The sequence below is a fragment of the Methylophilus sp. OH31 genome (assembly GCF_000576615.1).
GTDB lineage: Bacteria > Pseudomonadota > Gammaproteobacteria > Burkholderiales > Methylophilaceae > Methylophilus.
This window is the reverse complement of record NZ_BAUS01000002.1, coordinates 667,503-692,923: the sequence shown is the minus strand read 5'-3', so window position 1 is coordinate 692,923 and position 25,421 is coordinate 667,503. Positions and strand designations below refer to the sequence as shown.

Genomic DNA, 25,421 nt, shown 5'->3' with positions numbered 1-25,421 from the left:
GATGCTTAAACGCACGCCATTGGCATGCGTATTTATATTTGCACGCGGCTACCCAATTCAATCACGCTATTGGCCGGGATATTAAAATACTCGACTGCGCTGCTGGCATTGCGTGACATCACGGAAAACAGTTGGTCACGCCAGCGTGGCATGGCACCACCCACGTCTGGCACGATAATATCGCGGCTCAGGAAGTAGGAGTTGGTAAACGGATCCAGTGTTTGCCCATCCAAATCCAATTGCAACAAGGCTTGCGGAATATCGGCATGCTGCATAAAACCATAACGCAATTGCACTTGCCAGAAACCATCGGCCAGGCGCTTGGTGGTGATGCGCTCAGCGGTATTCATAAACGGCACGTCTTCAAACGACACATTCACAAACAAATTACGCTGATGCAGCACCTGGTTATGCTTGAGGTTATGCATCAAAGCCTGTGGTACTGTGTCGAGGTTAGACACCATATACACCGCTGTTCTCTGCACCTGCGGCAGTGTGCTACTGGCGAGGGTGGCGAGTAATGGCTCCAGTTTAGGGTCCGTCTCAGCCATGCTATTCAGCAGTGTATAGCGGCCTTTTTTCCAGGTGGTCATCAGCACAATCAACAGTATGCTCAACGCAATCGGAAACCAGCCCCCCTGCAAAAACTTCATGGAGGCTGAGCTAAACAATACGGCATCCACCACGCCCAAGGCGCCGGTCAATAACCAGACCAACCAGGCCGGATACTGCCAGCGATGACGCATAACAACAAACAGCAAAATAGTAGTAATGAACATGGTGCCGGTGACAGCGATACCATAGGCAGACGCCAGCGCCGAGGAGCTTTGGAACGCCAGACAGACGATGATGACGGCCAGCAACAATGCCCAGTTCACTGCGGGAATATAAATCTGCCCGGATTCACTGGCAGAGGTATGGATAATGCGCATCCGTGGTAAAAAGCCTAATTGAATCGCCTGGCGGGTCATGGAAAATGCGCCGGAAATTACCGCTTGCGAAGCAATAATGGTCGCCAGTGTGGCCAGAATCACGGCAGGAATCAGCAAGGGTTGCGGAAACGATAAATAGAACGGATTGCTGACCGCATCAGGATGTTGCAGCAGCAACGCGCCCTGCCCCAGGTAATTTAACGCCAGACAGGGGAACACCAGCCCCAGCCAGGCCAGCTGTATCGCGCGGCGGCCAAAGTGGCCCATATCGGCATACAGCGCCTCGGCCCCGGTCACCGCCAGCAATATCGCGCCGATAGCAATAAACACACCGGCACCACGCGCTTGCAAGAACTGCCAGGCGTATTGCGGATGCAGTGCCTGCAACACTTGCGGTGCTTGTGCAATTTGCCACACACCTATCGCCGCCAGCGCCAGAAACCAGACGATCACAATCGGGCCAAAAAATCGGCCAACCGCATGTGTGCCATGCCGCTGAAACCAGAACAGACCGATAAGTATGCCTATCGTAATCGGCAGAATCTGCGCGGCCAGCACAGGAGAAGCCACTTGCAGGCCTTCGACCGCAGACAATACGGAAATGGCTGGCGTGAGCACGCTGTCACCATAAAACAAGGCAGCACCGAGCACGCCCAGTAATAGCAAACCACCGGTGCGCTTATCTTGCGGCCGCAGACTGGACACCGCCAGTGACAGCAAGGCCATCACACCGCCCTCGCCTTTGTTGTGTGCGCGTAACACCAGCAGCACATATTTAAAGGTCACCACAAACATCAGCAACCAGAAAATAGACGAGATCGCGCCCAGAATATTGGCCTGGGTGAGCGGCACGCCAGTGCTCTCGCTAAAAATGACTTGTACGGTATAGAGCGGGCTGGTGCCAATATCGCCGTAGACGACGCCTATTGCCCCCAGCGCCAGCGCAGCCAAACTGCTTTTTTGTATGGAAAGATTGTCCATCACATCCCCTTGTGGTTGATTGATGGGAGCAGTGTGAGGCTAACGGTATATCAATCGCATAAACAAGAACGACTGACTCAAGCGAGTCGATAGCCGATGCCGAGCTCAGTCAGAACGGTTTGCGGTGCAGAGGGATGGTCTTCGAGTTTGGCGCGTAAACGGCCAATATGGATACGCAGGTAATGCGTGTCATCGATATAATCCGGCCCCCACACCTGCGCCAATAGCTGGCTGTGGGTAAAGATGGTGCCGGGTTTGCTGGCCAGTAACATCAGCAAGGCATGCTCTATGGGGCTCAAATGCAACTGCTCGCCATGTTTGGTCACCAGGCCGCTGGCACGGTTAATCACTAATGACTGATGTTGATAAACGTGGTCACGCATCTGCATGATGGCTGTGCGCCGCAGTGCCACCTGTATCCTCGCCAGCAACTCCTGTAAGCCAAATGGCTTCATCAGGTAATCATCTGCGCCCAGGTTCAGGCAGTGCACTTTATCCAGTTCATCCTGGCGGGCAGACAGTACCAGGATCGGCACATCCGAATAAGCACGCAGCTGCGGAATAAACTGCTCGCCCTGCCCATCCGGCAAACCCAGGTCGAGAATGACCATGGCAAAGCCGCTGGCCTCACGCGCTTGCGCGAGATCTCGCGCATGTTGCACGCGATAGCCGTGCGCAGACAATGCAGGTAACAGAAACTGGTACACACCCGGGTCGTCTTCCACCAATAATAACGTTGCCTGCTGGCTCATGTGTCGGCCTTGATTAAGTCAGCCGCGTATACAAACGGGAACAACAGGCGCACCTCCGTGCGATGGTCAGCACTAGTGCCCAACTGTACTTGCCCGCCATGCAGTTGCATCACGGTATCTACAATCGATAAACCCAGCCCAAAGCCACGCACACCGGCCATCGCTGGTGTGTGCGCATCAAAAGCGGAGATCACAAAACCTGGTGGGAAACCTGGCCCCAGATTGAGTACTGACAAAACCAGCGACGAGGATTCTATGTACATGGCGATTTCAATGGTGCTACCAGCCTCTCGCCATTGCAAGGCGTTATCGATCAGGTTGGCCAGCGCATGCGCCACCAATACCGCATCTGCTTTAAACAGTATTTCTTGCTGCGAATCGGCCTCAGGCAATGTCACTTGCAACAACACCGCAGGCGTGCGTTGCAAATAGCGCTGCACGACGTGCTGAATAATTTCCTGAGGCGATGCCCAGTCCAGGTGCAAGCTGCTGCTACCTGCGTCCAGTTTCACCAGTGTCAGGATGTTCTCAGTAGCCTGGGTCAAATAGCTGGCTTCAGCTTGTATGCTATGCAATAACTGCGCAGACTGCACTGGCGCCAATACAATCTGGCGATCCGTCAACACATTAACGGCACCGAGAATGGCGGTCAGTGGTGTGCGCATATCATGCGACAAGGCGGTCAGTAGCGTCTTTTTGAAATTGGCCTCACTGGCATCGCGCGCAGCTTGTGCCAGGGCCATTTGTTGGCGTAACTTCATCGTCGCTTGCGCGCATTGGTGGGTCAGCAAACGTAAAAAATGCAGGTCAGGCGCTGCATGGCTTGCCACCACCAGCACTTCGCGTTGCGGAACGCCAAACGGCAACAGGCAGACGCCCAGATTTGGCCAGTCTGCGGTGCCCGCACCAATCGCGCGCTGGTAATCCAGCGCCCATTGCACACTTGAGGCTTCAAGGGTCGCCACCGGTGCACCCGCCAAATATGTTAATGCACCAGCATCAGACACTTGAACCACACCGACTTGCCAACCAAACACTTCTTGCACATGCTGGCAGGCGGCTTGCAACAAACCCTCAACACTGGACTGCATGGCCAACAACTCGGCCAATGACTGGAAAAACCGCGACTGCAAGGCCGCCTGTTGCGCCTGTTGCCTTTGCTGCTTGAGTTGCTGCATGGCGCGACTCACCATCAGCGCCAGCGCCGCAAATACTGACAACATCAGCCAGGATTGCAGGCTGGCAATACCAAAGGTGTAACGGGGCTCGATAAAAAGGTAATTGATCAGCAGTACGGCGATGATCGCCGTCAGCAAAGCATGAAAAAAGTGCAGAAAATAAGCCGCCCACAGCACGCACAACAGATACAGCAGCGTGATGACGGCCACCCCCAGTGCGGAGAAATAATACAAGCCTATGCCTGAGACCAGCACCAACCCTGTAACCAAGGCGGCATAGCTTTGCCAGTGTGACGGTTTCGATAAAACAGGATGATCGAAGTTGCCTGGCATGATCACTGAAAATGACTAGCGCCCGTAAATATCCAGGTTTTTATAATTGGGCCCGAAGAATTCCTTCATCATAAAATCTTCGAGGAAAGCATTGTCCGCTGGCCTTGCCGACAATGAGATCGTGCGCCCCAGGCGGTTGGATATCCAGTCGAAATCACCATTGTAGTGCTCACGGATAATCGCAATCATGCGCCGCATCATGACCAGCCGGATATCTTCACCATTGCGCGCCTCGACTTCGTAATACTGTGTATTGGCCGAGGTGTAATCGTTGACCCAGCCTTTAAAGCTGAAGGTCGCGTTATACGGGTCCATGCGCCGGATCTGGAATAAACCATTGGTGCCGAACTTGAGGTTATTCATGATGTTTTTGGTACGGCGCTCATCCTCTGAGGGCCCACGCTCGGCAGCCGCAGCGGCATCATTGATCTGTTTGGCGGCCATTTCATCTGAATTACGGTCCGACTGCCTGCGTTTGATCATACTCGAGAAGTCCTCCACCGGCGGCGGCACAGGCGGTGTTGGCTCAGGCCGGTTCTGCGGCTTGGGCTCAGGCAATTTGAACGGGCTATCTGGCCGTTGTGATTGAATGACTTTTTTCGGTAATTTTGGCTCAGCCTTGGGCTGTGGTTTCGTTTTGGGCTGCGGCTGAGGCGGTGGCTCCGGTGGCATTTCTGGCGGCGGCGACACTTTAGGTGTTTTAGGCGCAGGCACCCCAAGATCCAGCACAATATTCAAGGGCTCTTGTGCAGGCTCTTCGAGTGGGTTGAGCAAGTCGAGTAAAAATCCCCAGAACAAAATCGCGTGAAATACCAGCGACAGTAATACGGCCCACATCAGGCGTGCCGGGATACGCAACACGCGATCGCGTTGTTTCGGCTTTAGCCAGTTTGGCGTACTAAAGGGTTCAAAAGGAGAAGGCTGCATCAACTGAATGAATTAAAAATAGCGGACGTCACGCATCACGATTGTATTTCGAGCCAGAGTTTTTCAAGACGTTTGATTGAGACAGGATAAGGTGTCCTTAATTCCTGCGCAAATAATGATACACGTAACTCTTGCAACTGCCACGTAAAGTCTTGTAACTGGCTTGTTACAGGCAAATGCGCCTTGCGCAATTGCTCGACCTTTTGCTGCCAGCGCTGCTCTAGTTGTGCCAGTGCCTGCGCATGGCGGCCATCGCGTTCGATACTGGTAGGATATTTATCAATACGCATTTTAATCGCCTTGAGGTAGCGCGGCAGATGCGGCAATTGTTCCCACGGCGTCTGGCTGAAAAAGCCATGGTAAAGCATGCCTTGCAACTGCTGCTCGCACTCACGTTTAATTTTTTGCGTGACTGGCGTCATTTTTTGCAGTAGCGCCGCCAATACCTGGTATTCATTGGCGATCAACTGCGCTTGCCGGGTGAGCGCCTCTGTCACGGCTGGCAGGCGCGTGCGTGCACGTGCTTTCAACTGCATAAATGCGACATTGGTACGCGGCAATTCATCCTCGGCAATAAAGGCACGGTCGGCAATCGCTTGCAGCATATCTTCGCGTAACTGGTCCGGGTTCATGATGGCGCGTAACAACAAGGCATACTGGTTAAAGCCCGGCAGGCCTTTTTCCAATTGCTTGATTTGCTCTTTCAGCTCAAAACGCATCAGGCGACAAACGCCTTTGCGGTGCGAAACCGCTGCCGCTTCCGGTGTATCAAATAGCTTGATGGCGACGCTATCGCTATTGTCTTCAAGACCCGGATAACCCGTCAATTGGCGGCCATCTTTGCTAAAGGTGAGCGTTTGCGGCAAATCGCCGAAATCCCATTGTTTGAGGCCAGACTTTTCAATGCCTGGTGAACCGGTTCTGAACGTCAACTGTGCTGCCGAACCCAGTTGTTTTTTAAGCAGATGCCAGTCACGGCCCATACCCAGTTCACGGCCTTTTTCATCCACCACGCTGAAATTCATCAGGTGATGTGCGTCCAGGCCAGCCAGGTCAAACTCCTCTGGCTTCAATTTGAGCCCAACCTTGTGCTGGATAAACTCTGCCAGGGCCGGTAATAAAGGCGCAGTGGCAGTCTTGGCTTCGAGAAAACCGGTCACAAAATCCGGCACTGGCACACAGACGCGACGCAGGGTCTTGGGCAAGGCTTTAATCAGCGCGGTGACCTTGTCACGCACCATGCCTGGCACCAGCCATTCTGTCACTGTGGCGTCCAGCTGGTTTAGCAAGGCCAGGGGGATCGTCGCTGTCACGCCATCCAGCACATGCCCAGGCTCAAAACGGTATTTGAGCGGTACTGTTTCACCGTCTATCACCATCTGCTCCGGGAACTGCACCTCGGTAATCGCACTGGCACCATGGCGCATGAGGGACTCACGCGTCAGGTGCAGCACTTTGGGATTCACTTTCTCCGCATCCTGACGCCATTTTTCAAACGCGGCACCGTTATAAATGCGGTAAGGCTCTTGATGACCAGGCTCCGTAATCTGTGGCACAACCTTGTCGTAGAACACAAACAACTGATACTCATCGACCAGTACATCCTGGCGGCGCGCCTTGTGCTCCAGCGCTTCAACTTCTGCGATTAAGCGGCGATTAGCCTCAAAAAATGGCGCTCGCGTATCGAATTCCATATTTGCTAGGGCTTCACGGATAAAAATCTCACGTGACTCCGCCGGGTTAATTGGCCCGTAATGCACACGCCGCTTGGGCACAATGGTCAGGCCATATAAGCTTACGCGCTCCCAGGCCACCACTTGCGCGGTTTTTCTATCCCAGCGCGGGTCGGTATAGTCACTTTGCGTCAGGTCGCGGCTGCCACCCTCATTGGCAATCGGCTCTATCCAGTCCGGATCAATTTTTGCGACAACGCGCGCATACAGCTTGGTGGTGTCTACCAGTTCAGCAGCAATCACCCATTTCGGCCGATTTTTCTTCAGCGCCGAGCCCGGCGCAATGGTAAAGCGGATACCGCGCGCGCCGGCATAGGTCTCGCTGTCACCATCCTTAAAGCCAATATTCCCCAGCAAACCGGATAGCAATGCGCGATGTACCTGCTCATAACTGGCTTCCTTATCGCTGCGCTTGAAGTCCATCTCCTCCACCATCTCCAGCAGTTGCTGATGCAACTCACGCCACTCTTTCAAGCGCAAGAAAGACAGGAAGTTTTGGTGACACTGGTTAAGCAAGTCGCGATTGGACTTTTTAGTCTTTAATGCCTGCTCATACCAGTCCCACAACTTGAGATAGCTCATAAAATCGGAATCATCCGCTTTGAACTTGGCATGTGCGCTATCTGCCGCTTCGCGCTTGTCCATGGGGCGCTCGCGTGGATCCTGCATGCTCAAGACACTGGCAATAATCAGGATTTCGCGCAAACAGCTTTCTTTTTTCGCGGCCAGAATCATACGTGCCACACGCGGGTCCAGTGGCAAGCGCGCCATCTGGCGGCCCAGCTCGGTGATTTCTCGACGCTCGGTGACCGCACCCAGCTCTTGCAACAACTGATAACCATCGCTGATCAGCCGTGATGAAGGCGCTTCAATAAACGGGAACTCGGCGACATCGCCCAGGCGCAAATCAGCCATACGCAAAATCACGCTGGCCAGTGAACTACGCAAGATTTCAGGATCAGTAAAGGCCGGACGCTGGTTAAAATCCTCTTCGGAATACAAACGCACACAGATACCGTTAGACACGCGGCCGCAACGCCCTGCCCGCTGCTTGGCAGCCGCCTGCGAGATTTTCTCAATCTGTAATTGTTCAACCTTCGCCCGTGGGCTGTAGCGGTTAACGCGCGCCAGGCCGGCATCGATCACATATTTAATGCCAGGCACCGTCAATGAAGTCTCTGCAACGTTGGTCGCTAGCACAATGCGGCGCTGGCCGCCCGGGCGGAAGATTTTTTGCTGATCTTCAATGCTCAGTCGCGCAAACAGCGGCAGTATCTCTATCGATTTGAGTTTGGGCGAACGTCCCTGGTATTTACGCAAATGATCTGCCGTATCGCGAATTTCACGCTCACCAGGCAAAAACACCAGAATATCGCCATCGCCCAAACGCAGCAAATCCTCAGCCGTATCGAGGATGGCATCCTCCATCACCTCCTCTTCGTCATCCTCTTCCAGCCAGCGCGTCTCGGTGCGTGGCGGCTTGCGTTTGATGCCCATCAAGTCCTGCGCAAAACGGTCAATATCATCCAGACCATCATCCACCGGTACCTCAACCGCCACCATGGTGGTTTTATTACCCAGCGGGCGGTAACGAATCTCAACCGGATAAGTACGGCCACTGACCTCAATCACGGGTGCGCCGTTAAAGTGATTGGAGAAGCGATTAGCATCAATCGTCGCTGACGTGACAATGATTTTTAAATCTGGCCGTTTAGGCAATAACTGTTTGAGGTAGCCCAACAGGAAATCAATATTCAGGCTGCGCTCGTGCGCCTCATCGATAATGATGGTGTCATAACCGTTAAGGAATTTATCGCTCTGCGTCTCCGCCAGCAAAATCCCGTCGGTCATTAATTTGACATAACTGCGCTCCGACAATTTGTCATTAAAACGCACCTTGTAACCCACCACCTCACCCAGCGGGCTCTGCAGCTCCTGCGCAATCCGCGAGGCCACCGAACGCGCCGCAATTCGGCGCGGCTGAGTGTGGCCAATCAGGCCGGAAACACCGCGCCCCAGCTCCAGGCAAATCTTGGGCAACTGCGTGGTTTTACCAGAACCCGTTTCACCACAGACAATCACCACCTGATGCTTGGCAATCGCCGCTGCGATCTCGTCTTTTTTACCACTAACGGGTAACTCTTCGGGATATTGCGGCTTGGGTAATGCGGCTAATCTGGCTTGCAAACGCTGCTGGGATGCTTGGACTTTATGGGCAATATCAACCAGCGCTTTATCAACCGGCTTATTTTGTTTCAAGGCATCGCGTAACTGCTGCAAACGACGTTTAAGCGGAAAGCGATCTGCCAGCATGCACTGGGCAAGTTGTTTTTCGAGCTGGGCGATGAGTTGTACAGGAGAGGCGGCAGTCATAGGGAGGAGATTTTAACATGGCAGGCGAAATGACATGCATTCTCGCAGCTTACATATAGCTTAAGTTTGTCTTGCTTGATACGTTGTTTTTCGCCTTGTTGGCGAGTCACTTTCTGGTGCTTGTCCCCCAGAAAGTAACCAAAGAGGAAGACACCCAGCCATCACGGCCTAAAGGCTCCCTTGCGTTGCTCGGCAAAGTGGGCGTCCATCGAAACTCGCCCTAGCGGCTTGCACACCCCGCAAGCCGCCGCGGAACTCGAACAGCCGATGGCCGAAAGCCCCCACTTCGTCTGCGCTACTCAGCGTGATGGAATGGGATCTATCTCACCAAACTCACATTGCGTAAATGCGGACGGTTCAAAAACAGATTCTTTTTTCTTCAATTCACTAATGGTTGCAGTCGCATGGTGTTCGGGGCCCCCATCTGCCGCGCCGAGCAACGCAGGGTTGGCGGGAGTCTTCGGCCATCGGCTGTCTGAGCTCCGCAACAAGCCACGTTCTGTGTGGCTTGTCAGGGCGAGTTTCGATGGACGCCCGGCAAACCGAGTAGCGCAAGGAAGAAGCGGAAGTTGGGGTGTCTTGTTCTTTGCCTTCTTTCTTATGGACAAGCATAAGAAAGAATGGTCGCCGAGAGGCGAAATAGATCGATCATAGAATAGTCTTCGCTTTGAGCAAGCAAAGAAAAGTAACTCGCTGAAAAAGCGAAAAGCAATCTCTCACATCCTAGTCGACGCTGAGAAAACAAAAGAATTACTTTCTTACACACTCCTCTACCCCTGTATTTCCTCCCTTGAACCCAGGCTCAAAATAAAACTTCCTGAAGCTCAGCTGTCCTTTGGCATTTGTCTTAAACTCGGCAATGCCAGTGCCATAATCATGCGTCTTGCCACCATATTCGCCATTCTCTGCTGGTAAGGCAAAGTGCATGGCAGCGTGCATACCATGCGCCGCTGCGTGGCCTTTATAAACGCCATAATCCGGCACTTCAAGCTGGAAGTCATAACTGGCATCGGCGCCTTTGCTATGTTCCGGGCGTAATTTCATGGTCACTGTACCCGTGTACTTTCCTTCATGCGCATCATCGCCCGTGCAGGCGTAAACGCCGCTTAAATCAAGCGCGTAGGCATTTGCTGCCATCCAGCAGCTTAATAATCCTGCGAACCACTTCATATGATTTCCTTTCACTATTCAGGCGAACGTATGCGTAAAAAACTGGCAAACTTGGGTTTACCTGTTTTGGTCACATCACGGTAAGTATAAGTGACCTGGCAGCCGATGGGCGGTGGATGCGCACGCTCCGCGTCGCTAAATCCGGTGCCCAGTTTAAATTGGATACCTGCCGGGGTCTCCACTAACAGCGCGCCCATTTTACCTTGGTATTTGCCTTTGCCGGGCACATGGGCGATCACTTTGGCTTCTGCATCAAGTTGTGGCTTGAGTTTGAGCAAGACATGGCTACGGCCTGTGAGATATGGTGCATCGGCGCGGTGCAGCATCAGGCCTTCGCCACGCTGAGCCACAATGTGATCCAGCGTTCTTTTAAGCACTTTCCTGTCTTTAACACGGAATTGCGGCAGACTTTTGAGATAAGGGCTATGCGCTTGCCGGGCAATTTTCACAATTGTCTGCGCTCTGTGGGCGAAGTCACCGCTGGCGTCTGGCAACTCAAACACATAATAGGCGACTTGCCGCCAGGCAGTATCATTCGGTTGCGTTTGTCTGACAGTGGATGAAAGCGTCTCGAATTGACCACGGCCTATCCATAATTCGCCATCCAGTGGCCGTGGCGGAAAGTCTTGAGTAAACCAGGCTGGCGCATGAATAGGATGACCCTGGCGGCTGGTGAATTGCTGGCCATCCCAGATGGCACGGATACCATCCAGTTTTTCGCTGACCAGATACTCTTGCACCTGGATATCGTCATGGTAAATCTGCGCCAGCAAAATGGCAGGCGCTTGGGCGTAGCTGTGCGCAACCCATAAGGACAAGAAAACAAACAGTAAATATCGCATTGGCCTCAGCATGACGCCTCCAACTGTTAAATTAAATTAACAATTGAAAGTTACAGTGCGCAGGCAATAAAAGCAATATTTAGAGGAGTTGGCACCACAGTTTGTCGTGATGCATGACGTCCATCCATAAAGCGACCACGCTGAGGGCGATGAGCAATACGCCACTCAGGCGCATCCCCGTCGACTCTTTAAACCAGCCGGGTATGGATTGCTGGCCGGCGCGCCATAGGACAGGTGCCAGTGCCAGCACGGTGGCTGAGCCACAGGCAAAGGCCATCATCACCAATGCCCCCTGTAACCATTGCGATTGCAATGAGGCCAGCATCACCGCTGAATAGAGCAAACCACACGGCAACAAAGCCCAGACCATACCCGTGAGCAAATAGCCGAATTTGGCATGTTCGGTGCGCTGCTTAATCCAGGCCCAGACTTGCTGTGCCCGCTGCACGGCCCATTGTGGTTGTTGACCGGTGACCACTAATAACACGCCCCAGGCAAAAATCAGCGTATGAGAGAACGTCCACAATGGCTGGAACACATGGCTCTGGTTGGACAACCAGGCCAGGCCGCGCAGGGTTTCTGCCGCAATTGCGCCCAAGATGCCATAACCCAGCATGCGCCCGAGGTAAAAACTCCAGGGAATGGTCTTGATGACACGTAGCGGAATCGAACGAAATTGACTGCTGGTTTGAGGGGATGACTGCATGGCGCCGCAAGCTGCACCACACATGGCAATGCAATGCGGGCCGCCTGCCAGCCCCATGACAAAAGCGGTCAGGAGTAAGCTGGCTAACATGCCGAGAGTTTAAAGGATTTTGGAGAACCTTGCACGATTGGCATCGTGCTGCAAATAACGGTCAAACACCATGGCAATAGCACGCACAAAGTACCAGCCCATTTCAGTCACTTTCAAGCCATCGTCCTCCAGCATCACCAACCCTTGCTTTTCTTTATCTGCAAGTTGTTGAATCTCTGACTTAAAGTAATCCCTGAAATTCACCATATAAGAGAGCTCTATTGACTCATAGCTAAGCTCACCATGGCACATGATGGCCATAATCACCGCGCGGCGGATCAGGTCATCACGGCTAAGCGCTAGCCCACGCACAATCGGCAACTGACCCTGGTCCAGAAAGTCGTAATACTCTTCCAGCGTTTTGGCATTCTGGCTATAGGTCGCGCCCATTTTGCCAATGGCAGACACGCCCAGCGCCAGAATATCCTGGTCAGCCATGGTACTGTAACCCTGAAAGTTGCGATGCAACCTGCCCTGCTGCTTGGCAATCGCCAGTGCATCCTCAGGCAAAGCAAAATGGTCCATGCCGATATACACATATCCCGCCTGCATCAATTGCTGAATCGCCTCTGACAGCATCTGGATTTTGTCTACGGCATTGGGTAACTCATCTTGCAGGATACGGCGCTGCGGTTTGAAGCGGGACGGCAAATGCGCATAGCCATACAGGGCAATACGATCTGGGCGCAATGTGGTAATTTTAGCGATTGTTTCGCGGAAGGTTGCCGGGGTTTGCTTGGGCAAGCCATAAATCAGGTCGGCATTGATAGACTGGTAACCCATCTCCCGCGCTTGTTGCATCAGCGTTTCCACTTGCGTATAAGACTGCACTCGATGCACCGCTTGCTGCACATCGGCATCAAAGTCTTGCACACCAAAACTCAGGCGGTTAAAGCCCAGGTCGCGTAAATGCTGCAAGCGTTGCTGGTTCACCGTGCGTGGATCAATCTCAATCGAGTATTCACCCTCTTGGTTAAACACAAAGGCTTTTTTCAGCATCTCCACCAGGCGGGTTAGCTCGTCATCACTGAGAAAGGTTGGTGTGCCGCCGCCTAAATGCAGCTGGTTCACGGCCTGCGCTTGCGAAAACTTGTCCAGATGCAGATTGAGTTCGCGTTGCAGATAGTTGAGGTAAATAGCGCTCTGCTCATAACGCTTGGTGACGATTTTGTTGCAGGCACAATAAAAACACAGCGACGCGCAAAACGGGATATGTACATACACCGACAACGGTTGTGTCCAGTTGCTGATATTGCGCTGCTCTGCGGCCTTGACATAGGCCGCCGCATCAAACGCCTCGACAAAGCGGTCAGCAGTGGGGTAAGAGGTATACCGCGGCCCCGAAACATCATAGCGCTCGATGTGCTCTTGAGTAATCGTCAACGGTTGTTTCATGGTATCTAGCAAATGCTTTCCTGTCTGCACAAGTGAGACATCTCGTCCCGGGAGTCATTGACGGCTACTTTGCCATAAAGCAAACCATGACTTCTTGATGCATATCAAATAGTCCGGTCAGCTACGCGTGCATAATGCAACGCACTATAATAGGGAAGAGTAAAAGCATCATGTTAAATGCCATTGCAGCACATGAAGTCGCCACGGATGAAATCACCACCCATGAAATCAAGGCGCAGGAGGCGTATAATCAGTCGCAAGATCAACGACTGCCAAGGACATCTCCCATGCAAGCCGAATCCAGTTTCAAGGTGGCCTGCTCTAACTGCAACCTGCGTGAGCTGTGTCTGCCCATAGGTTTAAGCACGGACGAGATGAGCCAGTTGGATGGCATGGTTGCCACCAGAAAGAAAGTCAAACAAGGGGGGCACCTGTTTAGCAGCGGCGATCCGTTCACCACCTTGTATGCGATTCGTACCGGTTTCTTTAAAACCTGTGTGGTATCTGAAGATGGCCGCGAACAAGTCACCGGTTTTCAAATGGCGGGTGAAATCATGGGCCTGGATGGCATCGTCAGTGACAAGCACAATTGCAATGCCATCGCTCTGGAAGATGCCGAAGTCTGCGTGATGCCATTTCACCACGTCGAAGACCTGTCACGTCAAATCCCCATGCTGCAACGCCATGTGCACAAAATCATGAGCCGCGAGATTGTGCGCGAAAATGGCGTCATGATGTTGCTGGCCAATATGCGAGCCGAAGAACGCCTGGCGGCTTTTCTGCTCAATTTGCTGCAACGTTTGCACGCACGCGGTTACTCAAAAAGTGAATTGATTTTACGCATGACCCGCGAAGAAATCGGCAGCTACCTGGGCATGAAGCTGGAAACCGTGAGTCGCACCTTCTCTAAATTTAGCGACGAAGGCATTATTGAAGTGAAACAAAAGAATATCCGCATTCTTGATCACGACAAACTGAAGACCATCTTTAACGCCAGCACTTGCTAGTCCAAGCCCACCGTTAACGCTTATCACGGCGGCGTACAAATGCAGACCTCTGCCCTCTTTGAGGCCTTAAGCGAATTTGCGGCCACTCGCGCATGGCGCTATATTTACCCGGTGTGGTCACGCCGGGCGCAAGGCATTTCCATCGGCATCAACCTGCACCCCAATCATTGCTGTAACTGGCACTGTGTGTACTGCCAGGTGCCCGGTTTACAACGCGGCCCTTCGCCCGTCATTGATAGCCAGCTTCTGCAACAAGAGCTGGCAGACTGCCTGGGCTGGGTCACGCACCATATCCACGACAGCATTTACAGCCTGCATGACTGCGTACAGGATATCGCCTTTGCGGGTGACGGTGAACCAACAACTTCGCCGCAGTTTGCAGACATCCTCGACATGGTTGCCCACCTGATGCAGCAACGCAAACCACATGACCGCCCGGCTTGCCTGCGGCTCATCACCAATGGCAGCCAGTTGCAGCACGCGCATATACAGCATGCACTCAAACGCTTACACGAGATGGGCGGAGAGGTATGGTTCAAACTGGATGCAGGTAATGATGGCGAGATGCTGGCTGTCAACGATACGCATTTGCCTCTGGCCTTGCATTTGCAGCGCCTGCAAACCTGCTGCACGCTTTGCCCAACCTGGGTGCAAACTGCCATTTTCAGTAGAACACTGCACGGGGAGACCGTGACCACGCCAACGCTGCCAGGCTATATGGAAGCTTTATTGCCATTGAAACAGCGCATCAGCGGCATCTTGCTATACGGCATTGCCAGACCCAGCCAGCAAGACCTACGAGGCTGCATTCAGGCCACTTCAGAGAAAATATTAGAGAAATATGCCAGCACATTGCGCACGCATGGATTTCGCGTGCGCATGTTCGTCTAGGCGGTAACGTTAAGCGGCTATTCTTCAGCTGGTTTAAGGCCGGTTTGTGCATGGTTGCGCGCCTGAATGGCAGGCGCCATGGCTTCGTCCTGCACATCATGGCCTTGCGCATCCAGCGTTTTATTGATTTCTATGCCCTTGCGGTAATAGTCATCAATGGCCGGATCCGGATGCGTAATGGCCAGGTACAAGGTGATAAAAGACGCCACCACGACCAGGGACGGACCGCCAATAATCAGCCAGACATACGCATTCTGGTACCATTTTTGTGTTTCAACCATCGGTATTCCTTTATCTATGCTGTTTTATGCCACCCTGCGCGACGCCATGCCTTAACCGCTAATTACTGGGGACAATAAAGACAGATTTTTCCTTAATTGTTTCTTTGGCTTCAATGTCAGTCAACTCAAAGAAAATCTTGTGTGATCCGGCACGCGTTTCAGCTTCAGGCACCTGTATCTCGACTATGACATTGCGCTTTTCAAAAGGTTTGAGTGCTTTGAGCTGCTGACTGTTATTGTCTGAAAAATGGACGGCGAGCGCGGGTAAACCTGTGACTTGCAAATCATAATCGCGCACAGATTCGGTTTCATTTTCCAGCTTGAGATTGTAAACATTCTCAATATTGCCATCGTTGGTGTAACGCGCCATCACCGAGCGATCACGCAACACATCCAGCCGGAAATCGGGTTTAAAGTAGATACCGACCCCCATACCGACCACCATGATCACCAAAATGGTCGAATAAATCAGCACGCGTGGCCTGAGCAAACGCGCAAGCATCTGCTGACGGGTCCAGCGATTTTCCATGCCATTTTGCGTCGTATATTTAATCAGGCCTTTGGCATAGCCCATCTTATCCATCACATCGTCACAGGCATCAATACAGGCACCACAGCCGATGCACTCGTATTGCAAGCCGTCACGGATATCGATGCCGGTCGGGCATACTTGTACGCAAATACTGCAATCAATGCAACTGCCTAATCCATTGGCATTCTCACCCGCTTTTTTAGAGCGTGAACCACGTGGCTCACCACGTGCTTCATCGTAAGTCACCGTCATGGTGTCGCCGTCAAACATGGCGCTCTGGAAGCGTGCATACGGGCACATGTATTTACAGACCTGCTCACGCATGTAACCTGCGTTACCATAGGTCGCAAAGCCATAAAAACATACCCAGAATGTTTCCCAGCCACCGGCTTGGAATTGCAACAAGCTAGGGACCAGTTCACGCATGGGCGTAAAGTAGCCGACAAACGTCACACCGGTCCACAAACCAAATCCGATCCAGGCCAACTGTTTCAGGGATTTGCGTGTAACTTTGTTCAGGTTCCACTTGCTGTCATCAAGACGCATGCGAGCGATACGGTCACCTTCTATTTTCTGCTCCATCCACATATAGATTTCGGTATATACCGTCTGCGGACAGGTGTAACCACACCACAAGCGCCCGGCAATCGCCGTAAACAGGAACAGGGAAAGTGCAGAGACAATCAACAGGAATGCGAGGTAAATCAGGTCCTGCGGATGGAAGATCAGGCCAAACACATAAAACCGCATGCCTTCCAGGTCAAACAGCATGGCCTGTCGACCATCCCATTGCAACCACGGCACACCGTAGAAGAACAGCTGCGTTGCCCACACCATCACCCATCGCCAGTTATTAAATAAACCGGAGACATGGCGGGCATAAATCTTATCTTCGGACTTATAAAGTGACAAAACCACCTCCTGTTCACGGATGGTGGTTTTGTTCACAGCGCTTTGTTTAGTATCGCTCATGTATTTATCTGCATTCGCTTACTTGTTGGAGAGGCCCCAAACATAAGCGGTCAGCAAATGAATTTGCTCCGGGCTGAATTTCTCTTGCCAGGCTGGCATCTGGTTGGTTTTACCTTCGTGAATACGCTTGATAATCGCGGCTTCACCCTGGCCATGCAACCAAGTGTTGTCTGACAGGTTAGGTGCACCAATCATCTGGTTACCTTTGCCTTCAGGGCCGTGGCAAGCTGCACACACGACAAATTTGTCTTTACCGGCATTGGCACGACCAGAGTCATGAATACTGCCAGACAGACTTAATACGTAGTTAGCCACGTTTTTCACGTCTTCTTCATTACCGACAGCGGCTGCCATCGGCGGCATCATGCCGATACGACCACCCGTAATGGTTTCTTTAATACGCTCTGGGCTACCGCCATACAACCAGTCAGTATCCGTCAGGTTAGGGAAACCGCGGCTACCCTTGGCATCTGAACCATGGCAAGCAGCACAGTTGTTGAGGAAAATACGCTTGCCAATATCACGGGCTTCCGGGATTTTGGCCACTTCTTCAACCGGCATTGCCGCGTATTTGGCATACAGCGGTGCAATTTTTTCGTTGTTTTTGGCCACTTCAACTTCGTACTGCTTAACGCCTGTCCAGCCGAATTTACCATTGTAAGTACCCAAGCCAGGGAACAGGTACAAATAAGTCAGGCCAAAAATAACGGTAATGATAAACAAGCCCACCCACCACATTGGCAGCGGATTGTTCATTTCTTTAATGCCGTCCCACTCGTGACCATTGGTGTTGTCACTATCCAGAGGCACTTTGACGCGGCTTGCGAAAATCAGCAAACCGACACAAAAAGCGATCCCACCCAAGGTAATGGTCGAAATCCAGATCGGCCAAAATCCATTTACAAAATCATTCATGATGTTTTCCTTAACATGTCCGCACAAATATTAGTCTTGATCGAACGGCAGGTTCTGCGCGTCCTTGAATTGTGCGGAGTGACGATTGCGCCATGCCCAAACCAGGATTGCGATAAACAGGACAAAACTCAGTACTGTAAACAATATGCGTAACAGGTTGATGATATCCATGGCGCGTCTCCTTATTTCAGGTGTGTACCCAGTACTTGCAGGTATGAAACCAGTGCATCCATCTCGGTTTTACCCTTGATATCTGCGCCAGCAGCCTTGATCTGCTCATCGGTGTAAGGCACGCCCACTTTACGCAGCGCAACCATATGGTCACCAATCGTTTCATCGTTCACCAGGTTTTCATTCAACCATGGGTACGCTGGCATGATGGATTCCGGTACAACGTCACGCGGCTGATTCAAGTGCACACGATGCCAGTCGTCACTGTATTTGCCACCGACACGGTGCAAGTCAGGACCGGTACGCTTGCTGCCCCACTGGAACGGGTGGTCATACACGTATTCGCCCGCTACAGAGTAGTGGCCATAACGCAATGTTTCAGCATGGAACGGACGGATCATCTGTGAGTGGCAGTTGTAGCAACCTTCACGCAGGTAAATGTCACGACCAGCCAATTGCAGCGCAGTGTATGGCTCCAACCCACGGATAGGTTCAGTCAGGGATTTTTGGAAAAACAAAGGCACGATTTCAACCAAACCACCAAAGGAGATTGTAATGAAGGTCAGTACGATCAACAGGAAGTTATTGGTTTCAATCTTTTCGTGCAGATTGCCACTATTATTTTGATGCGTTGCCATAGTGAGCTCCTTAAGTGTGTGCAACAACAGCTGGTACTTCTACCGTTGCTGGTTTGCCATTAGTTGCTGTTTTATATGTGTTCCACAACATGATCACCAAACCGCTCATATACAGGAAACCACCCAATGCACGTGTGAAATAGTATGGGAACTTGGCTTTCACACTCTCAACGAAGGTATAAGCCAATGTACCGTCAGCGTTCATTGCACGCCACATCAAGCCTTCCATCACGCCAGAGATCCACAACGCAGCGATATATAACACCACGCCAATGGTTGCCATCCAGAAATGCACTTCAATCGCTTTCACGCTGTACATAGTCTTCTGACCGAACAAACGTGGAATCAGGAAGTACAGGGAACCGATAGAAATAAAACCAACCCAGCCCAGAGCACCAGAGTGCACGTGACCTACGGTCCAGTCAGTGTAGTGAGACAAAGCGTTCACAGTCTTGATCGCCATCATCGGGCCTTCAAAGGTACTCATACCGTAGAAAGACAGGGAAACGATCAGGAAGCGCAAGATAGGGTCAGTGCGCAGTTTGTGCCAGGCGCCGGACAAGGTCATGATACCGTTGATCATACCGCCCCAGCTTGGTGCAAACAGAATTAAAGACAACACCATACCCAAGGACTGTGTCCAGTCAGGCAAAGCGGTGTAATGCAAGTGGTGAGGACCCGCCCACATGTAAGTGAAAATCAGTGCCCAGAAGTGCACGATAGACAAGCTGTAAGAGTACACAGGACGCTCAGCTTGTTTAGGCACAAAGTAGTACATCATGCCGAGGAAACCCGCTGTCAGGAAGAAACCTACCGCGTTGTGACCATACCACCACTGCACCATCGCATCTTGCACGCCTGCATAAGCAGAGTAAGACTTGAACCAGCCAGCAGGAATTGCAGCACTCTCAACGATGTGCAACAAGGCCACCGCCAGAATAAAGGCACCGTAGAACCAGTTAGCCACGTAGATATGCTTGACCTTACGGATACCGATAGTACCGAAGAACACAACCGCGTAAGAAATCCATACGATCGCAATCAGGATGTCAATTGGCCACTCCAGTTCGCCGTACTCTTTACCCTGGGTATAACCCAATGGCAAGGAGATGGCTGCGGCGACAATGACAGCTTGCCAGCCCCAGAAAGTAAAACTGGCCAGTTTGTCGCTAAACAAACGGGTCTGGCAGGTACGTTGCACGACATAGTATGAGGTAGCAAATAAAGCACAGCCACCAAATGCGAAAATCACTGCATTGGTATGCAGTGGTCGTAAACGGCCAAAAGAGGTATACGGCAAGCCCAGGTTAAGCTCTGGCCACACCAGCTGAGACGCGATAATCACGCCCATCAATGTACCAACAACACCCCAGACCACTGCCATGATGGCAAACTGGCGGACCACGGTATCGTTATAGGTCGCAGCCTTCACGGTTGCATTTTGCATGGATTTCTCCCAATGATTAAAACAAACACCCAACACTAAAAAAATTCTAAAAAATTTAGTTGTTCAACCTGATCATCTCAGACTCGTCACACATCTGATTTGACACATATCAATCCTGTTCAAAAATTCTTAATCCTGCTCAAGAATTCGGGAACCTTCTTCTTCCAGGTCTTCAAACTGCCCGGTCTGGATTGCCCACCAGAGGCCACCCAGAATGACAAACACCAGCAACACTGCCAGTGGGATCAATAAAAATGCAATTTCCATAACGCTATGCCTGACCTTTCTGCCAGCCCGACTTATTCCAGTCGGTCAAACGTAATGCATTCAGCAATACCAAGAGCGAACTGGCCGCCATCCCCAACCCGGCTAACCAGGCAGGCAATAAGCCCATAATCGCCAATGGCACACCAGCTGCGTTATACAACGCAGCCCACAACAAATTCTGTTTTACGATGAGAATGGTTTTTTGACAATGCGAAATGAGCGAAACCAGCACACCGATATCATTACCCAACACCACCATATCGGCCTGTGCCTGCGTCAAAGGGACGCCGGAACCCATTGCAATAGAAGTATGCGCTGCTGCAATGACAGGGCCGTCATTCAAACCATCACCAACCATTAATACTTTCCGCCCCTGTTGTTGCAACAACTTTACATGCTGCAGCTTATCTGCTGCTTTTTGTAACCCGAATGCGCGTTGGATTCCCAGTTGCGCTGCGAGGTTTTTAACGGGCGCTATTCTATCACCAGATAACAGTTGAATATCAAGCCCATTTGCAATTAATTGTGAAATCGCTGCCTTGGCATGTGGTTTTACCTGCTCGGACAACGTCAGTCGCATCAGCGTGATTTCGCCTGTGGTGACATACACCTGGCGCAACGCTTCGCCCTCCGACTCATCCCTTACACCACAAAATTCTGCATTGCCTAGTTTCACCGGCAGTAATGCGCCGTTTGGTGCATGAAATGTAGCAGACATGCCGCCACCGACAATCTCTTGCCAATCCTGCATAGGCAGCTGATCTTGCGCATCATGCTGCAAGGCAAAGCCATGCAAGGCCTGCGCCACCGGATGCAAGGAATCCCGGCTCATACTGGCAATCACATCAAGCAGCCATTGCGAATCCCAATCGGCGTGACTGTCTGCCAATGTCACTTGCTGCACATTCTCAGTCAGGGTGCCGGTTTTATCAAACACAACGGTGTCCACTTCACTGATTGCCTGTATCGCTTGCAAACGGCGGATCAGCACACCGCCTTTGGCAAAAGTACCAGCACTGGCCAGCATGGCCGCGGGCGTTGCCAGGGATAATGCACATGGACAAGTCACGACAAGTACAGCCACGGCCGACATAATGGCCTTGGCAGGATCGGTGTTCCACCAGTAAAAAACGGCATAAATGGCCGCTAATAATACGGCCCACAAGAATGGTTGCGCGACTTTATCTGCCAGCAAGGCAATGCCGGGTTTTTCAGTGGAGGCCGACGCCATGAGGTTGACCAGCGCATGGTATTGCGTGCCCTCGCCTACCTGCTCCACCTGCATTTCAATGGCAGACGTTAAATTGCCGGAGCCAGCGATGACCTTTGCGCCAGCGGGTTTCATCACTGGCTCGGATTCACCCGTCAACATGGACTCATCAGCACTTGTGCTGCCACCCAAGATCAGGCCATCGGCCGCAAACACTTCGCCGGGACGCACATAAAGCACATCGCCGACATTAATATTAGTCGCGGCGATTTGCACCCACTCACCGGCGGCATTTTTCTTAAGCACCGCATGCGGCAAGCGGCGCATCATGCTTTCCAGGGCACCAGCCGTGCGGTTGCGCAACTTAACATCCAGCCAGCGACCAATCAGCAGAAAGCTGACAAACATGGTCAGCGAGTCATAGTAAACCACGTCACCCCACCAGCCGCCTGGCGCAAACGTGGCCAGTGTGCTCATCACAAACGCTGCCAGAATACCCAGCGACACAGGCACATCCATACCCAACTGGCGTTGCTTGATGCTTGCCCAGGCCTGGGACAAAAACGGTGTAGCTGAAAACAGCATGACCGGCAGGGTCAGCACCCAGGAGGCCCACTTCATGAGCTGCACCATATCTGGCGCCATATCATTGCTATCAGACCAATAAGTCGGATAGGCATACATCATGACCTGCATCATGCAGAACACGGCCACGACCAGGCGCCATAACATCTTGCGTTGCTGGACAGTACGATCCGAAATCGCGCTGTATTCGTTAAGGGGTAATGCCGGGTAACCAATCTCGTTTAAATTGGCAAACCAGAGAGAAGGGGAAGTTTGTTTCGCATCCCAGACCACGCGGACACGTTTGGAAGCGGCGCTGGCTTGTACGGCAAGCACGCCGCGCTGTTGTTTGACGGTTTGTTCAATACGTCCGCTGCAAGCGGCGCAGTGCATATTATCGACCCATACATGAGAGGTCCATACCTCAGCAGAGGATGCATCGCGCTGACTAAATCGCTCCCACTCAGACTGGATATCCAGCCCTTGCCAGGGATTCGCACTGCTTGCTGCTAAAGGTTTTGCCATTGGGTGATGGACCGTCCGTCAACAATATATAACTTTATATTATATGATTGAATATAATATAAATCAATGTGTTAGCCGTTTTGTGAAAAGCGCCACGCTCTTTCAAGGTGCCACACTTTGCTCAAATATGATTAGAACAGCCAACTGCCGGTGAAGCTTTGATATAGCACAATAAACGACACGCAAAAAGAAGAGAAGTGCCAGCACAAACTTGCGCCAGCACCACTCATTTTTATATTCGCCTTACTTCACGCGCATGCCTGCTTGCGCCCCACTGTCTGGCGACAGAATATAAGGACCGCCACCCTCATCACTGGCCGCCAGCACCATGCCTTCGCTCATGCCAAACTTCATCTTGCGCGGCGCCAGGTTAGCCACCATGACAGTTAAACGTCCTACCAGCGTGGCCGGGTCATAGGCAGACTTAATACCGGCAAATACCTGACGCGGTTTTTCTTCGCCGATATCCAGCAACAGTTTGAGTAGCTTTTCAGCACCTTCCACATGTTCGGCACTGACAATGTGCGCAATACGCAGATCGACCTTGGTAAAATCTTCAATCGAAATATACGCGCCCTCTTCTACCGCTGGCGTATCCGCTTTCGCCTCACTCTTGGCCGATATTTTCGCAGCCGTTTCTGTGTTAGCCGGCGTAGACGCCGCTTGCAAGCTATCTTTATTGGCTTCCACCATGGCTTCGATCTGCTTGCCTTCCAGGCGCGTCACCATATGATTATAAGGTTGTATCGTTTGCGCGCCCAAGCCCTGGCCAACATCGGACCACTGCAATGGCTGCACATTCAGGAACGCTTCCACGGCCACGGCAATATTGGGCAACACCGGTTTCAGGTAAATCGTCAGCAAACGGAACATCTCCAATGCATTGCTGCAAATAGTATGCAACTCAGCCGCTTTACTGTCATCTTTGGCAACCACCCAGGGCGCAGCTTCGGCTACATAAGCATTGGCAGCATCCGTCAGCTTCATGATCTCACGCAACGCGCGCGCGAAGTCACGGGCGGCATATGCCTCGGCAATTGCAGGGGCCGCAGCGCGCATCTCATCAATCACCGCATGCTGGGCATCAATCAGCTTGTTATCAAACTTTTTAGCCACGAAACCGGCCGTGCGACTGGCAATATTAATGTATTTACCGACCAGATCACTGTTCACACGGGCGACAAAGTCCTCCAGGTTGAGATCAATGTCTTCCATACTGCCATTCAATTTGGCCGCATAGTAATAACGCAGGTATTCCGGATTCTTCACATGTTCCAGATAGCTACGTGCAGTGATAAACGTGCCACGCGACTTGGACATTTTCTCGCCATTCACGGTCAAAAAGCCATGCGCGAATACTTGCGTTGGCGTACGGTGACCAGAATATTCCAGTGTCGCAGGCCAGAATAAGGCATGGAAATACAGGATATCCTTGCCGATAAAATGATACAACTCTGTCGTCGAATCCTTTTTCCAGTATTCATCAAAGTCTATGTCCGCTTTGGCACACAAGTTCTTAAAGCTGGCCATATAACCAATCGGCGCATCCAGCCAGACATAGAAATATTTGCCTGGCGCATCCGGAATTTCGAAACCGAAATAAGGCGCATCGCGCGAAATATCCCAATCAGAGAGTTTATTCTCGCCTGCCTCGCCCACCCATTCACTCATTTTATTGGCAGCTTCGGCTTGCAAGGTACCAGAGCGCGTCCAGTCACGCAAAAAGTCTGCGCACTCGCTCAGTTTAAAAAAGTAATGCTCGGTCTCTTTACGCACCGGCGTCGCGCCAGACACGGCCGAGAATGGGTTAATCAACTCCGTCGGGCTATAAGTCGTGCCACAGACTTCGCAGTTATCGCCATACTGGTCTTTGGCATGGCATTTCGGGCACTCGCCTTTGATAAAGCGGTCCGGCAAGAACATGTTTTTGACCGGGTCAAAATATTGCTCTATGGTTTTGGTCGCAATTTTGCCGTTTGCCTTGAGCGCACGGTAAATATTGCCGGACAACTGGCGATTTTCTTCCGAGTTAGTCGAGTAATAGTTATCGAACTGCACCAAAAATTCGGCAAAATCCTGACTGTGCTCGGCATGCACTTTCTCAATCAGCGCTTCCGGCGTGATGCCTTCTTTTTCTGCACGCAGCATGATAGGCGTACCGTGGGTGTCGTCCGCGCAGACATAGTGCACAGTATGGCCCTGCATTTTCTGAAAACGCACCCAGATATCGGTTTGAATATACTCAACCAGATGCCCCAAATGAATGCTGCCGTTGGCATATGGCAAGGCGGACGTCACCAGAAGTTTGCGTGTCATGAAAACAAGACCAAGATAAAAACGATCATTTTAGCAAACCATCCACAGTTGAGCGATGGCAAAGGCAGATATTCTTGATCAAGCCAAATTTCTTCCACATGGTTTGGCTAATTCAGGTTTGGCTAGTTTAAGCCAACCTGGCTGATTACAACCAACCGGATTATTTCCATTTACCCAAATCAGTTATTAAAAAAGCTGACTAAACAAACAGTTATCAATCACCATATAAAGCACAGGCGTGGGAACAATCCTTGCGTATGGTTTGCCATTTAA

General features: G+C 51.7%; 20 protein-coding genes. 2 read left to right on the top strand and 18 right to left on the bottom strand.

Features of this window, described 5'->3' with window-relative positions:
• Positions 1 to 32 precede the first annotated feature (32 nt).
• From OH31_RS05095 to hemN, 9 genes are all read right to left on the bottom strand, one after another.
• Positions 33 to 1,913 carry a potassium transporter Kup gene (locus tag OH31_RS05095; protein WP_024929878.1) on the bottom strand — a complete coding sequence of 627 codons (1,881 nt, stop codon included), beginning with the start codon at positions 1,911 to 1,913 and terminating at the stop codon, positions 33 to 35.
• A gap of 77 nt (positions 1,914 to 1,990) precedes the next feature.
• Positions 1,991 to 2,665, bottom strand: a complete 675-nt coding sequence (locus tag OH31_RS05090) for a winged helix-turn-helix domain-containing protein (RefSeq protein ID WP_024929877.1) — start codon at positions 2,663 to 2,665, stop codon at positions 1,991 to 1,993.
• A complete protein-coding gene (locus tag OH31_RS05085; RefSeq protein ID WP_024929876.1) occupies positions 2,662 to 4,176 on the bottom strand; it encodes a DUF4118 domain-containing protein in 1,515 nt (504 codons plus the stop codon). Before OH31_RS05085 ends, OH31_RS05090 begins: the two co-directional genes overlap by 4 nt.
• A gap of 15 nt (positions 4,177 to 4,191) precedes the next feature.
• Complete coding sequence (locus OH31_RS05080; protein WP_024929875.1) at positions 4,192 to 5,103, bottom strand: hypothetical protein; 912 nt, start codon at positions 5,101 to 5,103, stop codon at positions 4,192 to 4,194.
• Between the two features lie 35 nt (positions 5,104 to 5,138).
• Positions 5,139 to 9,149 carry an ATP-dependent RNA helicase HrpA gene (gene hrpA, locus OH31_RS05075; RefSeq protein WP_024929874.1) on the bottom strand — a complete coding sequence of 1,337 codons (4,011 nt, stop codon included), beginning with the start codon at positions 9,147 to 9,149 and terminating at the stop codon, positions 5,139 to 5,141.
• Between the two features lie 810 nt (positions 9,150 to 9,959).
• Entirely contained in the window at positions 9,960 to 10,379 is a 420-nt protein-coding gene (locus OH31_RS05070; RefSeq protein WP_024929873.1) for a hypothetical protein, read from the bottom strand.
• A gap of 14 nt (positions 10,380 to 10,393) precedes the next feature.
• The gene (locus OH31_RS05065) at positions 10,394 to 11,233 is read right to left on the bottom strand and encodes a DNA ligase (RefSeq protein WP_024929872.1); all 840 of its coding nucleotides are present in this window, start codon (positions 11,231 to 11,233) and stop codon (positions 10,394 to 10,396) included.
• 67 nt (positions 11,234 to 11,300) lie between these two features.
• Positions 11,301 to 12,017 carry a sulfite exporter TauE/SafE family protein gene (locus OH31_RS05060; RefSeq protein ID WP_024929871.1) on the bottom strand — a complete coding sequence of 239 codons (717 nt, stop codon included), beginning with the start codon at positions 12,015 to 12,017 and terminating at the stop codon, positions 11,301 to 11,303.
• 9 nt (positions 12,018 to 12,026) lie between these two features.
• A complete protein-coding gene (gene hemN, locus OH31_RS05055) occupies positions 12,027 to 13,412 on the bottom strand; it encodes an oxygen-independent coproporphyrinogen III oxidase (protein WP_024929870.1) in 1,386 nt (461 codons plus the stop codon).
• A gap of 170 nt (positions 13,413 to 13,582) precedes the next feature.
• On the opposite strand from hemN, the gene fnr reads away from it, so the two are divergent.
• Both fnr and OH31_RS05045 read left to right on the top strand, forming a co-directional pair.
• Complete coding sequence (gene fnr / locus OH31_RS05050; protein ID WP_024929869.1) at positions 13,583 to 14,419, top strand: fumarate/nitrate reduction transcriptional regulator Fnr; 837 nt, start codon at positions 13,583 to 13,585, stop codon at positions 14,417 to 14,419.
• 39 nt (positions 14,420 to 14,458) lie between these two features.
• Positions 14,459 to 15,310 (top strand): hypothetical protein, encoded by an 852-nt coding sequence (locus OH31_RS05045; RefSeq protein ID WP_024929868.1) that lies wholly within the window; start codon positions 14,459 to 14,461, stop codon positions 15,308 to 15,310.
• A gap of 17 nt (positions 15,311 to 15,327) precedes the next feature.
• On the opposite strand, the gene OH31_RS05040 is transcribed toward OH31_RS05045, so the two are convergent.
• From OH31_RS05040 to metG, 9 genes are all read right to left on the bottom strand, one after another.
• Entirely contained in the window at positions 15,328 to 15,591 is a 264-nt protein-coding gene (locus tag OH31_RS05040) for a FixH family protein (RefSeq protein ID WP_019881971.1), read from the bottom strand.
• A 58-nt stretch (positions 15,592 to 15,649) separates the two neighbouring features.
• A complete protein-coding gene (gene ccoG / locus OH31_RS05035; RefSeq protein ID WP_024929867.1) occupies positions 15,650 to 17,095 on the bottom strand; it encodes a cytochrome c oxidase accessory protein CcoG in 1,446 nt (481 codons plus the stop codon).
• Between the two features lie 18 nt (positions 17,096 to 17,113).
• Positions 17,114 to 18,010, bottom strand: coding sequence for a cytochrome-c oxidase, cbb3-type subunit III (gene ccoP, locus OH31_RS05030; protein WP_024929866.1), 897 nt, complete (start codon positions 18,008 to 18,010; stop codon positions 17,114 to 17,116).
• A 30-nt stretch (positions 18,011 to 18,040) separates the two neighbouring features.
• Positions 18,041 to 18,181 carry a cbb3-type cytochrome c oxidase subunit 3 gene (locus OH31_RS05025; protein ID WP_019881968.1) on the bottom strand — a complete coding sequence of 47 codons (141 nt, stop codon included), beginning with the start codon at positions 18,179 to 18,181 and terminating at the stop codon, positions 18,041 to 18,043.
• An 11-nt stretch (positions 18,182 to 18,192) separates the two neighbouring features.
• Positions 18,193 to 18,819, bottom strand: a complete 627-nt coding sequence (gene ccoO, locus OH31_RS05020; protein ID WP_019881967.1) for a cytochrome-c oxidase, cbb3-type subunit II — start codon at positions 18,817 to 18,819, stop codon at positions 18,193 to 18,195.
• A 10-nt stretch (positions 18,820 to 18,829) separates the two neighbouring features.
• Positions 18,830 to 20,266: a cytochrome-c oxidase, cbb3-type subunit I gene (gene ccoN / locus OH31_RS05015; RefSeq protein ID WP_024929865.1), complete on the bottom strand. Its 1,437-nt coding sequence runs from the start codon at positions 20,264 to 20,266 to the stop codon at positions 18,830 to 18,832.
• A 129-nt stretch (positions 20,267 to 20,395) separates the two neighbouring features.
• Positions 20,396 to 20,533, bottom strand: a complete 138-nt coding sequence (ccoS, locus tag OH31_RS05010) for a cbb3-type cytochrome oxidase assembly protein CcoS (RefSeq protein ID WP_019881964.1) — start codon at positions 20,531 to 20,533, stop codon at positions 20,396 to 20,398.
• A gap of 4 nt (positions 20,534 to 20,537) precedes the next feature.
• Entirely contained in the window at positions 20,538 to 22,832 is a 2,295-nt protein-coding gene (locus OH31_RS05005) for a cation-translocating P-type ATPase (protein WP_024929864.1), read from the bottom strand.
• A 243-nt stretch (positions 22,833 to 23,075) separates the two neighbouring features.
• On the bottom strand, positions 23,076 to 25,148 hold the full coding sequence (gene metG / locus OH31_RS05000; protein ID WP_024929863.1) for a methionine--tRNA ligase: 2,073 nt from the start codon (positions 25,146 to 25,148) through the stop codon (positions 23,076 to 23,078).
• Positions 25,149 to 25,421 lie beyond the last annotated feature (273 nt).